Source organism: Enterobacter sp. RCC_40, assembly GCF_041360735.1.
GTDB lineage: Bacteria > Pseudomonadota > Gammaproteobacteria > Enterobacterales > Enterobacteriaceae > Enterobacter > Enterobacter ludwigii.
This window is the reverse complement of record NZ_JBFUPR010000004.1, coordinates 348,237-361,559: the sequence shown is the minus strand read 5'-3', so window position 1 is coordinate 361,559 and position 13,323 is coordinate 348,237. Positions and strand designations below refer to the sequence as shown.

The 13,323-nt window shown below is 56.8% G+C and carries 16 protein-coding genes; 7 read left to right on the top strand and 9 right to left on the bottom strand.

Going from position 1 to position 13,323, the window contains the following annotated elements:
- Positions 1-33: 33 nt before the first annotated feature.
- On the top strand, positions 34-1,278 hold the full coding sequence (gene mtr, locus AB6731_RS16375) for a tryptophan permease (RefSeq protein WP_134179629.1): 1,245 nt from the start codon (positions 34-36) through the stop codon (positions 1,276-1,278).
- A gap of 45 nt (positions 1,279-1,323) precedes the next feature.
- Here the strand turns inward: mtr and AB6731_RS16370 are convergent, their stop codons facing one another.
- The 3 genes from AB6731_RS16370 to AB6731_RS16360 all read right to left on the bottom strand — a co-directional run bounded on the left by AB6731_RS16370 (position 1,324) and on the right by AB6731_RS16360 (position 4,302).
- Entirely contained in the window at positions 1,324-2,331 is a 1,008-nt protein-coding gene (locus AB6731_RS16370; RefSeq protein ID WP_032679044.1) for an LLM class flavin-dependent oxidoreductase, read from the bottom strand.
- Between the two features lie 89 nt (positions 2,332-2,420).
- Positions 2,421-3,299, bottom strand: a complete 879-nt coding sequence (locus tag AB6731_RS16365) for a U32 family peptidase (RefSeq protein ID WP_032679043.1) — start codon at positions 3,297-3,299, stop codon at positions 2,421-2,423.
- A 7-nt stretch (positions 3,300-3,306) separates the two neighbouring features.
- Positions 3,307-4,302 (bottom strand): peptidase U32 family protein, encoded by a 996-nt coding sequence (locus AB6731_RS16360; protein ID WP_020883543.1) that lies wholly within the window; start codon positions 4,300-4,302, stop codon positions 3,307-3,309.
- A gap of 211 nt (positions 4,303-4,513) precedes the next feature.
- On the opposite strand from AB6731_RS16360, the gene AB6731_RS16355 reads away from it, so the two are divergent.
- Positions 4,514-5,038, top strand: coding sequence for an SCP2 domain-containing protein (locus AB6731_RS16355; protein WP_014171771.1), 525 nt, complete (start codon positions 4,514-4,516; stop codon positions 5,036-5,038).
- Positions 5,032-5,535: a GNAT family N-acetyltransferase gene (locus AB6731_RS16350; protein WP_020883545.1), complete on the top strand. Its 504-nt coding sequence runs from the start codon at positions 5,032-5,034 to the stop codon at positions 5,533-5,535. Before AB6731_RS16355 ends, AB6731_RS16350 begins: the two co-directional genes overlap by 7 nt.
- On the opposite strand, the gene AB6731_RS16345 is transcribed toward AB6731_RS16350, so the two are convergent.
- Positions 5,522-5,851 carry a GIY-YIG nuclease family protein gene (locus AB6731_RS16345; protein ID WP_014171769.1) on the bottom strand — a complete coding sequence of 110 codons (330 nt, stop codon included), beginning with the start codon at positions 5,849-5,851 and terminating at the stop codon, positions 5,522-5,524. The two genes, AB6731_RS16350 and AB6731_RS16345, sit on opposite strands and share 14 nt — an antisense overlap.
- Positions 5,852-5,865: 14 nt before the next feature.
- Here AB6731_RS16345 and AB6731_RS16340 point away from each other — a divergent pair, with 14 nt between their 5' ends.
- Positions 5,866-6,300, top strand: a complete 435-nt coding sequence (locus AB6731_RS16340) for a YhbP family protein (protein ID WP_014171768.1) — start codon at positions 5,866-5,868, stop codon at positions 6,298-6,300.
- Here AB6731_RS16340 and AB6731_RS16335 read toward each other — a convergent pair.
- A complete protein-coding gene (locus AB6731_RS16335; RefSeq protein WP_014171767.1) occupies positions 6,280-6,798 on the bottom strand; it encodes a type 1 glutamine amidotransferase domain-containing protein in 519 nt (172 codons plus the stop codon). The genes AB6731_RS16340 and AB6731_RS16335 overlap by 21 nt on opposite strands.
- A gap of 130 nt (positions 6,799-6,928) precedes the next feature.
- Here AB6731_RS16335 and AB6731_RS16330 point away from each other — a divergent pair, with 130 nt between their 5' ends.
- Positions 6,929-7,573: an NAD(P)H-binding protein gene (locus AB6731_RS16330; protein ID WP_371006571.1), complete on the top strand. Its 645-nt coding sequence runs from the start codon at positions 6,929-6,931 to the stop codon at positions 7,571-7,573.
- Positions 7,574-7,613: 40 nt separating this feature from the next.
- Positions 7,614-8,651: a permease gene (locus tag AB6731_RS16325; RefSeq protein ID WP_044866069.1), complete on the top strand. Its 1,038-nt coding sequence runs from the start codon at positions 7,614-7,616 to the stop codon at positions 8,649-8,651.
- A 52-nt stretch (positions 8,652-8,703) separates the two neighbouring features.
- On the opposite strand, the gene dolP is transcribed toward AB6731_RS16325, so the two are convergent.
- From dolP to AB6731_RS16305, 4 genes are read right to left on the bottom strand one after another with little or no spacing between them, the layout of a single operon-like run.
- Positions 8,704-9,279 carry a division/outer membrane stress-associated lipid-binding lipoprotein gene (gene dolP / locus AB6731_RS16320; protein WP_014171764.1) on the bottom strand — a complete coding sequence of 192 codons (576 nt, stop codon included), beginning with the start codon at positions 9,277-9,279 and terminating at the stop codon, positions 8,704-8,706.
- 9 nt (positions 9,280-9,288) lie between these two features.
- Entirely contained in the window at positions 9,289-9,879 is a 591-nt protein-coding gene (diaA, locus tag AB6731_RS16315; RefSeq protein WP_003861754.1) for a DnaA initiator-associating protein DiaA, read from the bottom strand.
- Positions 9,880-9,900: 21 nt separating this feature from the next.
- Positions 9,901-10,296, bottom strand: a complete 396-nt coding sequence (locus tag AB6731_RS16310) for a YraN family protein (protein ID WP_020883549.1) — start codon at positions 10,294-10,296, stop codon at positions 9,901-9,903.
- The gene (locus AB6731_RS16305) at positions 10,254-12,398 is read right to left on the bottom strand and encodes a penicillin-binding protein activator (protein ID WP_183516736.1); all 2,145 of its coding nucleotides are present in this window, start codon (positions 12,396-12,398) and stop codon (positions 10,254-10,256) included. Before AB6731_RS16305 ends, AB6731_RS16310 begins: the two co-directional genes overlap by 43 nt.
- A 62-nt stretch (positions 12,399-12,460) precedes the next feature.
- Here AB6731_RS16305 and rsmI point away from each other — a divergent pair, with 62 nt between their 5' ends.
- On the top strand, positions 12,461-13,321 hold the full coding sequence (gene rsmI, locus AB6731_RS16300; protein WP_014171761.1) for a 16S rRNA (cytidine(1402)-2'-O)-methyltransferase: 861 nt from the start codon (positions 12,461-12,463) through the stop codon (positions 13,319-13,321).
- The last annotated feature ends 2 nt before the right edge of the window (positions 13,322-13,323 follow it).

The following is a 13,323-nucleotide window of genomic DNA, read 5'->3' as shown; positions in this document are numbered from 1 at the left end:
CATAACCGCATTATTGACTGGAGAAAAGGCTGTATGGCGACACTTACCACCACCCAAACGTCACCTTCGCTGCTTGGCGGCGTGGTGATCATCGGCGGAACCATCATTGGTGCCGGGATGTTCTCCCTGCCTGTGGTTATGTCCGGTGCGTGGTTCTTCTGGTCGCTGGCGGCACTGGTGTTTACCTGGTTCTGTATGCTTCATTCCGGGCTGATGATCCTCGAAGCCAACCTGAACTACCGCATTGGCTCCAGCTTCGACACCATCACTAAAGACCTGTTAGGCAAAGGCTGGAACCTGATAAACGGCCTCTCCATTGCCTTTGTGCTCTACATCCTGACTTACGCGTACATCTCAGCGAGTGGCTCCATTCTGCATCACACATTCTCGGAGTTGTCGCTGAACGTGCCAGCAAGAGTGGCGGGCTTGTGCTTCGCGCTGGGCGTCGCGTTTATCGTCTGGATGAGTACCAAAGCGGTGAGCCGCATGACGGCGATTGTGCTGGGCGCGAAGGTGATCACCTTCTTCCTGACCTTCGGCAGCCTGCTTGGACACGTTACGCCGGCCACGCTGTTCAACGTGGCGGAGACGAATACCGCTTACACGCCGTACCTGCTGATGACCCTGCCGTTCTGTCTGGCATCTTTTGGTTACCACGGTAATGTGCCGAGCCTGATGAAGTATTACGGTAAAGATCCACGCACGATTGTGAAGTGCCTGATCTACGGCACGCTGCTGGCGCTGGCGCTGTACGTGATTTGGTTGCTGGGGACGATGGGCAATATCCCGCGTCCTGAATTTATCGGCATTGCGCAGAAGGGCGGTAACATTGATGTGCTGGTACAGGCGCTGAGCGGCGTACTGAACAGCCGCAGTCTGGATCTGCTGCTGGTGGTGTTCTCTAACTTTGCCGTCGCGAGCTCTTTTCTCGGCGTGACGCTGGGCCTGTTTGACTACCTGGCCGATCTGTTTGGTTTTGATGATTCTGCTATGGGGCGCTTTAAAACCGCGATGCTGACTTTCCTGCCACCGATTGTTGGCGGTCTGCTGTGGCCGAATGGTTTCCTCTATGCCATCGGCTATGCCGGGCTGGCGGCGACCATATGGGCGGCGATTGTGCCTGCGCTGCTGGCACGCAAATCACGTAAACGCTTCGGCAGCCCGAAATTCCGCGTCTGGGGCGGAAAGCCGATGATTGCGCTGATTCTGGTGTTCGGTATTGGCAACGCGCTGGTGCATGTTCTGTCGAGTTTTAACCTGCTGCCGGTGTATCAGTAACACCACCTGTCACCCTCTCCCGACGGGAGAGGGTGACAAACTGCGCTAACCTGACACTTCCTCTTTCACCTGCATCGCCAGGTCAAACGAATGCAAGCGTGCCTGATGATCGAAAATCTGGCCGTTAACCATAATTTCATCCGCCTGCGTCTCACGCAGCACCGCCTCCAGCCCGTGACGCACTTTTGCCTTATCCCCCACCAGCGACATGCTCAACGCCTGCTGAACGCCATACTGTTCGGATGCCGACCACAGCTGATGCATATTCTCCACCGGCGGCGGCAGCTGGCCGGTCTCACCGCGACGCAGCTTCACAAAAGCCTGTTGCATAGAGGTGAACAGGAATTCCGCATCGCGATTGCTGTCGGCGGCAACGATGTTGATGCACACCATCGCATACGGTTTTTCCAGACGCTCTGAAGGTTTGAAGTTTGTGCGATAGAGGTGAAGCGCCTGGTGGAGCATATCTGGCGCGAAGTGTGAGGCAAAGGCGAACGGCAGCCCCAGCTGCGCGGCAAGCTGCGCGCTGTACAGGCTGGAGCCCAGCAGCCACACCGGGATCTTCTCACCGTAGCCTGGCACCGGGCGCACGTGCGGGTTAGGGTCACGCGCGTCAAACCAGTCCACCAGTTCAGCCACATCGCGCGGGAAGTTATCGATGTCGCCGCTCATATGGCGACGCAGGGCGCGCATGGTCGGCTGGTCGCTGCCCGGCGCACGGCCAAGACCCAGGTCGATACGGCCAGGATAGAGGGTATTCAACGTACCAAACTGCTCGGCAATCACCAGCGGGGCGTGGTTCGGCAACATCACGCCACCGGAGCCAAGGTGCAGCGTGGTGGTGTTCGCCGCCAGGTAACCAATCAGCACGGAGGTCGCCGCACTGGCGATACCAACCATATTGTGGTGCTCAGCCAGCCAGTAACGGTGATAACCGCGTTTTTCTGCCAGGCGAGCGAGATCGAGAGAGTGGGTAAAGGCTTCTCGTGCTGAGGACCCTTGAGGGATCGGCGCCAGATCCAGCACCGAAAACGGAATGGTTTTATCAGTCATAACAGCTCACTTTGTCGACGGTGAATCTTTTAATAGTGCATTAAAATTTAATAACCGTTGTTAACAAAGTGAGCTTTTACATTTCTTCTTCAGCCCTGTAACACCAGCCCGGGGAGGCGTTTCCAGTAGCCGTTACAGTCGCTGCTAGCGGTTAACGGCAGCGGAGCATCACCGTTTTCATTGGCGCGGAAGGCATCCAGCATGGCGAATACGCCCGTATCCACCGGTGACAGGCGCACCATGTCGACCAGACCGTTCATCGACGCCAGTTCATTGCCGAGGTTATACACATAGCCGCTCATGGTCTGGATACCGTTCAGGACGAACACCTGCTGATTTTCCTGCGACAGCATGCTGCGCCCGTTCGGGTATTTGATGCAGCAGGTTTCACACTCGTCTTTCGGGCGGTCTTCAGAGCGGGCGGTGAAACAGCGGGCAGAATAGGCCAGCGGCAGATGACCATAACTCAGCACTTCCACCTCAAACTGATTGCGAATACCCAGCGTTTCGCACTGGTTGAGCAGGTTAGCCAGCCAGTCGCGCGAGAGTTCGACCGGCATGCACCAGCGCGTCATCCCCTGTTTAAGCAGCAGGCGCAGCGTCACGGCGTTATAGCAGTTCAGCGCATGGCCTGCGACAAACGGCAGCCTGCGTTCGGCGCACATGTTCACTACGCCCAGATCGCTGGCTTCCAGCAGGAATTCACCGTTCTCTACGTAGCGTTTGAGTTCACCCAGTTCGGAGGAGGCCTGGACGAGGGCGAGCGTTGAGAGCACCACCTGTTTACCGCTTCCGGCGAGGCTTTTCGCCATATCCAGCCAGTCGCCCACTTTGGTGGCGCGGCGCTTGCTGCATACCGCTTCACCGAGGTAAATCACATCTGCGCTGCTGGTCGCGGCCTGGTGGTAAAAATCTTCCAGCGTCTCTTTTGGCCAGTAGTAGAGCACCGGCCCTAATGAATATTTCATGATTATCTCACTGCCATTTACGGTGATACGCGCCAAGCGTGGTTTGTGTACCCTCGGACATCGCACCGAGTGTCTCCATCCACGCCGGTTGCGGTGCGTAGTTCTGCGGGTCTGCCATGCAGCGATCGATAGCCTGGCGCCAGACTTTCGCCACCTGGCTGACGTACGCCGGGCTGCGCTGGCGGCCCTCAATTTTCACCGAGGCGATATTGGCGGCCAGCAGTTCTGGCAGCAGTTCCAGCGTATTAAGGCTGGTTGGCTCTTCCAGCGCGTGGTAACGCTCGCCGTCTACCAGATAGCGGCCTTTGCACAGCGTCGGGTAACCGGCATTTTCGCCATCCTGATAGCGGTCAATCAGCACGTCGTTCAGGCGCGATTCCAGCCCCTGCGGCGTTTGTTGCCAGCGAACAAAGCGGGCGGGCGAGCAGGCCCCAACGGTATTGGGGGATTCGCCGGTTAAATAGGAAGAGAGATAGCAACGGCCTTCGGCCATGATACACAGGCTGCCAAAGGCAAAAACTTCCAGTGGTACTGGCGTGACGCGCGCGAGTTGCTTAACCTGATGAATAGAGAGCACGCGTGGCAGCACCACGCGGGCAACATCAAAGTGACGATGATAAAAACGCACCGCCTCTTCGTTAGTGGCAGATGCCTGAACGGAGACGTGACGCTCAATATGAGGATAGCGTTCTGCCGCATACTCAAGCATAGCGAGGTCGGCGAGGATCAGCGCATCGGCGCCCAGCTGTGCTGCCATATCCACCGCGCGTTGCCAGCGGGCGTAGCCATCAGGATGGGCGAAGGTATTGATGGCGATATGCAGTTTGCGGCGGTGCTGGTGGACGAAGGTAACGGCTTCCTGAAGCTTTTTCTCCGTAAAGTTGAGGCCAGCAAAATGGCGGGCGTTGGTATCATCTTTCAGCCCGATATAGACCGCATCGGCCCCATTTTCGATGGCCGCCTTAAGCGCCGGAAGATTTCCGGCTGGGCAGAGCAGCTCCATAATTTATCCTGATGTAGTCGATCGCAAATTTGTTAACGAGCTGGGATTTTAATTAACCCATACGCGACAATTTTTGATTTAAGGCAGCTAATGGCGTATTGATGGCACCAATAATGAGGTACACCTGACGACAGTTTGTTGATTTACGCCGCTATGTTGTGCTTCGGATATGGCAAAATAGCAGGACTATAGCTATCAGGGAGTAAAGCTCGTGCTGGATAAACTGCGTTCACGTCTCGTACAATTTGGTCCATCAATGCTGAGCGTGCCGGTAAAACTGGCCCCGTTCGCGCTTAAACGCCAGGTGCTGGAGCAGGTGTTGAGCTGGCAATTCCGCCAGGCACTGCAGGACGGTGAGCTGGAGTTCCTGGAAGGGCGCTGGTTAAGCATTGACGTCCACGATATCGGGCTGCGCTGGTTTACCTCTGTTGAGAATGACCAACTGATCGTCCGTGAGTCCGCCGACGCGGATGTGAGCTTTAGCGCCAGCGCCAGCGATCTGCTGATGATCGCCGCGCGTAAGCAGGATCCGGACACACTCTTCTTCCAGCGCCGCCTGGTTATCGAAGGCGATACGGAACTTGGTCTGTACGTAAAGAATTTAATGGATGCCATTGAGCTGGAGCAGATGCCGAAAGCGCTGCGTGTGATGTTGATGCAAATGGCAGATTTCGTTGAGGCGGGGCTGAAAACCCCGCCGGAAAGTAAACACACTTCAGTAGGTGAGCCATGCTGATTCGAGTCGAAATTGGGATTGATGCACCGGGTATCGATGCGTTGTTACGCCGCTCTTTTGCGCGGGATGACGAAGCGCAACTGGTCCACGATCTCCGCGAAGACGGCCTGATTACGCTGGGGCTGGTTGCCACCGATGACGAAGGTCAGGTGGTGGGCTATGTTGCCTTCAGCCCGGTTACCGTTCAGGGCGAAGAGCTACAGTGGGTAGGAATGGCACCGCTGGCGGTTGATGAGCACTACCGCGGCCAGGGGCTGGCGCGCCAGCTGGTTTACGAAGGGCTGGACTCGCTCAACGAATTTGGCTATGCCGCCGTGGTGACGCTGGGAGATGCTACGTTCTATGGCCGTTTAGGCTTCGAGCCGGCAGCGCATTACGATCTCCGCTGCCGCTGGCCGGGAACGGAATCCGCCTTCCAGGTGCACCGTCTGGCGGATGACGCGCTTAATGGCGTGAACGGTCTGGTTGAGTACCACGACCATTTCAATCGCTTTTAATCAGGCTCTCGCGAAGCGCCTCAAAGGAGCCGTCTCCGGTGACGAGGCGCTCTTTCTGACGCTTCGTTAGCTGCTTAATGCGGTATTCCATTCTGAGCGCCAGCGATCTGTCGCCAACGGGCGCCGAAAAGGCGAGCTGTAATTCCCCTTTCCCCCGCAGCGCTTTGGCACCTTTCCCCGTTTGATGTTGCAGAAAACGCCGCGCCACATCGGTAGTGATCCCGGTGTACAGGGCGTTATCGGCGGTACGAACAAGATAGAGAAACCAGCACACGGTAAACAGATTCAGTATGTTAAGGTGAACGCACCTTAGCATGAGAGAGAGCGAAAATGGAAACTCTGACCACCATTAACCGCTGGCTGTCAAAACAGCATGTCGTCACCTGGTGCGTGTATGACGAAGGTGAAATGTGGTGTGCAAACGCGTTTTATTACTACGATCCCGAGCGTGTCGCCTTTTATGTCCTGAGTGAGGATAAAACCCGTCATGCACAAATGTCGGGTCCGCAGGCGAAGGTGGCGGGCACGGTGAACGGCCAGCCTAAAACGGTCGCGCTGATTCGTGGCCTGCAGTTTAAAGGGGAGATCCGCCGCCTGGACGGAGAAGAGAGCGACGCGCAGCGAAAACGCTACACGCGCCGCTTTCCGGTTGCCATTGCGCTAAAAGCTCCGGTGTGGGAAATCCGCCTTGATGAGCTGAAATTTACCGATAACACCCTGGGCTTTGGCACAAAGCTTCACTGGCTACGCGCCGAGCAGGCGTAGCGCTTCACGGTTAAACGCGGGCAGATCGTCCGGGGTCCTGCTGGTGATCAGCTGATCTTTGTCGTTCACAACTTCCTGATCGTAAAACTCAGCCCCCGCATTTTTCAAATCGATAACGATCGGTTTTACGGCCGTGAGTTTACGCCCGCGCACGACATCTGCGCTGATGAGCAGCTGCGGACCGTGGCAGATGGCAAAGACCGGTTTGCCCGTCGAGACAAAGTCTCGCGTGAAGGTCACGAACCGTTCATCCCCACGCAGGGAATCCGGTGAATGACCGCCGGGTAACAGCAGGGCATCGAAATCTGACGGGCTGACGTTATCGATGGTTTCATCGATGGTCACGCTGGCTTCGCCCTTATGGCCTTTCACCGTTTTACCCGCCTCTTTCTCAATGGTGATGACCTCATGTCCTGCCTTGCGAAATGCCTCGGCTGGCGAGGTGAATTCTGAATCTTCAAACTCGTCGGTGATCAAGACTGCGATTTTCTTGCCCATGCTTCCTCCGTTGTTTTGGCTTCAGACAGATTTTTCTCCGCTTGTGGTAAATACTTACCTGTAACAGACTTCTAAGTGTGGTCGACGACGCTGAGTTCGCAAACGGACAATTCTGTAAAGGGGAGATGAGATGAGTCAGGTACTGATTACCGGCGCGACCGGGCTGGTGGGCGGACATCTGCTGCGGCTGCTGCTTCAGGAGCACCGGGTTAACTATATTGCCGCCCCGACGCGTCGGCCTCTCGCGGATATCTCCGGCGTCTTTAACCCCCACGACCCGCAGCTTACCGATGCACTGGCGCAGGTACAGGATCCTGTTGATATCGCCTTTTGCTGCCTCGGTACAACGCTGCGTGAAGCGGGCAGTAAAGAGGCGTTTGTGCATGCGGACTACACGCTGGTGGTCGATACGGCGCTGACGGCTAAAAAGCTGGGGGCAACACATTTTGTGGTGATCAGTTCGCTCGGTGTCAATGCCGGGTCACCTTTTTTCTACAACAAGGTGAAGGGCAAAATGGAAGAGGCGCTGATTGCCCAGAAGTGGGAGCAACTGACCATTGTTCGCCCCTCCATGCTGCTCGGGCATCGGGATGAACGCCGTTTTAACGAATCGTTTTTCGCGCCTCTGTTCCGCATCCTGCCGGGTAACTGGAAATCCATTGAGGCAGCGGACGTGGCGCGTGCGATGCTAAAAGAAGGGCTCTCGCCATCGAAGGAGGGCGTGAATATCATCCCGTCGGCAAAACTGCGTGAAATCGCACAGGGCGAGGCGTAAACTCCCCCGGCTAATAACCTACTACTCTCCGGGGAATGCTATGACTGGTCAGTCTTCATCTCAGGCGGCTTCACCTGTTCAATGGTGGAAGCCCGCGCTCTTCTTTCTCGTGGTCATCATCGGCCTCTGGTATGTGAAATGGCAGCCGTATTACGGTAAAGCCTTCACGGCCGCCGAAACGCACAGTATCGGAAAATCTATTCTCGCTCAGGCTGATTCCAGCCCGCTTCAGGCGGCGTGGGATTACGCCATGATCTATTTCCTTGCCGTCTGGAAAGCCGCGGTACTGGGCGTCCTGCTGGGCTCGCTGATTCAGGTGCTTATCCCGCGTCACTGGCTGGTGAAAACCCTCGGTCAGCCCCGCTTTCAGGGTACGCTGCTGGGGACGATTTTCTCCCTGCCGGGCATGATGTGCTCGTGCTGTGCGGCGCCTGTGGCCGCCGGGATGCGTCGTCAGCGCGTCTCGATGGGCGGTGCGCTTGCTTTCTGGATGGGGAACCCGTTGTTAAACCCGGCGACGCTGGTGTTTATGGGCTTTGTGCTGGGCTGGCATTTCGCCATTATTCGTCTGGTGGCCGGGCTGCTGACGGTGCTGGTCGTGGCGACCCTGGTGCAACATCTGGTGAAAGACAAAACCGTAGCGCCTGCGTCAGTTGACGTGGATATCAGCGAACCGCAGGGCGGCTTCTTCGCGCGCTGGGGCAGGGCGCTGTGGCAACTTTTCTGGAGCACCATTCCGGTCTATATCCTGGCGGTTCTGGTGCTGGGCGCGGCGCGCGTCTGGCTGTTCCCGCATGCTGACGGGGCTATCGACAACACGCTGCTGTGGGTCGTTGCAATGGCCGTTGCCGGTTGCCTGTTCGTGATCCCAACGGCCGCTGAAATTCCCATTGTTCAGACCATGATGCTGGCCGGGATGGGCACCGCGCCTGCACTGGCGCTGCTGATTACCTTGCCTGCAATCAGCCTGCCGTCGCTTGTCATGTTGCGTAAGTCATTCCCGGCGAAAGCGCTGTGGCTGACCGCGGGGCTGGTGGCGCTGAGCGGGGTGATAGTAGGAAGTATTGCACTGGTATAAAAAAAAGCCCGGTAGCGTTACCGCTTACCGGGCTTTCTGTCAGACGTTCTGGTTACTTGATGTAGGTGAAGGCGGTGGTGACGTGTTTCACGCCGCTCACCCGGCTGGCGATATCGGCCGCCGCTTTCCCTTCACGGTCGGTGACCAGACCCAGCAGGAACACTTCGCCGTTTTCCGTTGTCACTTTCACGTTTGAGGATTTCACCTGGTCCGAGCCCAGCAGTTGGGAGCGTACTTTAGTGGTTATCCAGGTATCAGACGACGCGGTACCCAGGCTGATTGGCTGCCCCTGACGGATTTCATTGAAGACTTCCGTGGTGCCCTCAACGCCCATTGCGATCTGTTTTGCGCGGCTGGAGAGTTCGGTATTCGGCGACTGGCCCGTCAGCAACACTTTGCCCTGATAGGCCGTGACGTTGATACGCGCTTCTTTCTTGATTTGTTCGTCTTTCGACAGCGCACTGTTGACGCGCAGCTCCAGCGTACCGTCATCGACCTGTGTCCCTACGGAACGCGGGTCGGTTGCCGCTTTAGTACCAACCGCGGCGGTACCCACGACAGCCGCAGCGATACATCCCTGAAGCAGTAATGCAGACATAAGGACTGCGAGGGTCGATAAAGCCTTCATAAGAACTCCTTAATCATCCTGGTGAGGGAAAAGCGTGTTATCGATCAAATCGCATAAGCAGTTCACCGTGAGCATATGCATCTCCTGAATGCGCGCGCTACGGTGAGAGGGAATGCGGATTTCAACATCCTGCGGCCCAAGCAAACCCGCCAGCTCACCACCGTCATAGCCTGTTAAGGCAACGATAGTCATGTCGCGGGTGACGGCGGCTTCAACGGCTTTGACAATGTCCCGGCTGTTGCCGCGCGTGGAGATTGCCAGCAGAACATCTCCGGCATGACCCAGGGCTCGCACCTGCTTTGCGTAAATCTCATCATGCAGACGATCGTTAGCAATCGCTGTTAAGACCACATTATCGGTATTAAGTGCAATGGCGGGTAAACTCGGTCGTTCTGTTTCAAAACGATTGATCATGCTGGCAGCAAAATGCTGTGCGTTGGCGGCTGAAGTGCCATTGCCACAACAGAGGATTTTGTTGCCGTTGAGCAGGGATTGCACCAGCGTCATGGCGGCACGAGAGATAGCGTCCGGAAGGGCTTCCGCCGCTGCAATCTGAGTCTGGATGCTTTCAGTGAAGCACACTTTAATTCTTTCGAGCACGTTATCCCTTTTAAATCTTAATTATGCGTCTTCGCCAAAAGCGTTTTTCAGCCATTCGATCGCATTGCCGGTGAAGGCTACCACATCGAACCGGCAATCCACAGTATCAAAACTCCCATTATGGCGGGCAAGCCACAAGTGGGCAGTCTGTAATAATTTATGTTGTTTGGCGAACGTCACGCTGGCGGCAGCGCCGCCAAAACGGGAAGACTGTCGGTAGCGAACTTCTACAAACACGATGACCTCACCGTCTTTCATGATGAGGTCGATTTCGCCGCCACGTCCGCGAACGTTAGCGGCGATAAAGTGCAGTCCTTTGCCTTCAAGCCAGCGACGCGCTTTTAATTCCCACGCGTCACCGGTCTCTTTACGGCTTAACTGGCCGGGACGATTTGCCCCTGCTGGTATTTGAGCCATGATAACTTCCTGTTAATCACACAATCCTGAGTGGCCGTCAGATCGCCGGTATTGCCGTTAAGCTCAAAGCCCGGCACCTGACGCATCTGGGTAAAGTGGTTCGCCAGTGCCCAGGCATCGACACCCATGGCATACAGACGTGCCAGAGAGTAGTCGTTGCGGACGGTGCTCAGCGCCTGCTGCATCAGTGCCGGGTTGCTGCCTGCGAGCATGGGAATCTCGCTGTACTGCAGGCCGTCCATCTCCAGACGGAAATCCGGGCCGGCGGTACCTTGCGCGCTGCGTGAACTGGCGTACAGCGTTGCGCCGCTCTGGCTACCGTTACGCATTGCAATCATCGGTTTGATGAAGGCGATTTCCTGCGGGGTGGCAACGATATACGCTGCATCCACTTTACCGCCACCGCTGATCTGCGCGTCGGTAGGTGGCGCAGGGATCGACAGACCGCCAATGGTCACACTCTGCTGCTGCGGCAGGCTTGCGCTGACCGGGCTGCCGTTGAGGGCAATGCCCGCTCCGCCATTGACGCCCGCGCGCAGTTCAGACGCGGAGCCGAATTTCTGCTGCAGCACAATGCCGCCGCCCAACTTCTGCCACTCATCGGCAAAAGCATTAGCAACGCGATCCCCCAGCGTACTGCGTGGGATGAGCAACAGCGGAGCCTGTTTACCCTGCTCGTGAATATGACGCGCCGCATCGCGGGCTTCATCTTCCGGCGACAGCGCGAAGTAGCAAATATTGGCACGGTTCTGAACCTGCTCTGGCTGGTTGAGTGCCAGCACGTTCAGCGTGGTATTGCTCTTCATCAACTCTTCGACATTGTTTTTCAGCAGCGGGCCGACAACGATGCTCGCACCATCCTGTTGAACCTGCGCCAGTACCTGGTCAAGCGGCTTCGAACTGGTGTCGTAGATTTTCAGCTCAGCACCCGGGTTCGCGCTGGTGGTGGCCACCGGCGGTGTTTGCGCGACAGGTTGTGCCGTTTGTTCTGCGGGCTGTGCAGGCTGAACGTTCTGCGGTTGAGGTTGTTCAGACGCGGCGTCAGTCGCCGGAGCTGCTTGAGTTTCAGCCGGCGCTGGCGTTGCCGTCGTAGGGGCCGTTACCGGGTTCTGCATCGTTCCCTGTGCCGGCGTCTGCGCGGTGGTCAGGTCACTGGTTTCAGCGGCGGAAGGGCTGACCACGTCGTTCACGTTTGCCGCCTGTGCTGCCTGGGTCGGTACTGCGCTGCCCGTCACTGGCGTCGTGCCGTTTTTCGCGGCTTCAAAACCCTGCTGAATAGTGCGACCGAATACCGCCGCCTGACCGTTTAAGGGCAGAAGGAGTGCAATCTTGCTGGTCGAGGCCGGCTTAAAGTTCTGCACGTTTACCAGCTGCGTCGGCAGCATTTTCGCGCCCGGATTCTGCGGGTAGCGGGTCTGCCAGTCAGTGATACCGGCTTTCAGCATCTTCGGATCGTTGCGGTTGTTAAACCACATCTGCTGCAGATCCAGCCAGCCCTGCAGGACGTTTTCATCTGCATTGATCACCAGTGCACGCGCCTGCTCCTGCGTCATAGAGGCCAGCGCCTGCCACGTGGCATCGATATTTTTCTGCTTATCAGCCCCGCCGAGCAGAGGCTCCTGGGCGATCAGCGCACGGAGCAGCGTCAGGGAAGGGCGGCCCTGTTCAGCGGTAATGCCCGCCTGCCAGAAGCGAGCCTGCTGATTTTTGTCCAGCGCGCTCACGTCGATATCCCCGAGGATCTTTTTCGCGGCATCGTAATCTTTCAGCGCGACTTTCAGCTCGGCAGAGAGCAGGCTCTGCTCACGACGCTGAACATCATTCAGATCTTTTGGCAACTGGTTGAACAATTCGGCAGCCTGCTGGGTTTTCCCCTCTTTCAGCAGTGCACGAATGGCGAGTAATTGCCAGTTGGTCTTGGTATCATTTGAACTCTGCGACATTTGTTGCAGATAAAAGCCAGAGTCAGCCTGAGCAGAACCCTGCAAATGGGCGGTGCTCTGGTCGGGTGCCTGGGTGCCACAGCCTGCAAAGATCAGGGCTGCCAGCAGGAGCGGCACGCTGCGCGTGGCTTTTTTTCGAAGAAACGTTAACGGTACCATACTGTATCCAGTGATTTTTTTTACGCAATGCTCAATATTAAATCGGCAATACGGACGAAACAATGAAACAACACGAAACGGCAGATAATTCTCAAGGCCAGCTCTATATTGTACCTACTCCTATCGGGAATTTATCTGATATTACCCAACGTGCGCTTACCGTATTGCAGGCTGTTGATTTAATTGCCGCTGAAGATACCCGACACACAGGCTTACTGCTCCAGCACTTCGCCATTAGCGCGCGTTTGTTCGCGTTACACGATCACAATGAGCAACAAAAAGCCGAAACGCTGGTGGCGAAGCTGAAAGAGGGGCAGAACATTGCCCTGGTCTCCGATGCGGGTACGCCGCTGATTAACGATCCCGGCTACCATCTGGTGCGTACCTGCCGTGAAGCCGGGATCCGCGTGGTGCCGCTGCCTGGCCCATGTGCGGCTATCGCGGCGCTGAGCGCTGCGGGTCTGCCTTCCGACCGCTTCTGCTATGAAGGTTTCCTGCCTGCCAAATCCAAAGGCCGACGCGACGTGTTAAAAGCGCTGGAAGCTGAACCGCGCACCCTGATTTTCTACGAATCTACGCATCGCCTGCTGGAAAGCCTGGAAGATATGGTGACCGTCTGGGGGGAAGCCCGCTACGTGGTGCTGGCACGCGAGCTGACCAAAACCTGGGAAACTATTCACGGCGCACCGGTAGGAGAACTGCTGGCGTGGGTGAAGGAAGACGAAAACCGCCGCAAGGGCGAGATGGTGCTGATTGTCGAAGGACATAAGGCGCAGGAGGACGCATTACCTGCCGATGCGCTTCGTACACTTGCGCTGCTGCAGGCTGAACTGCCGCTCAAGAAAGCGGCTGCGCTGGCGGCAGAGATCCACGGCGTGAAGAAAAACGCACTGTATAAGTATGCGCTGGAGCAGCAGGGGTAATA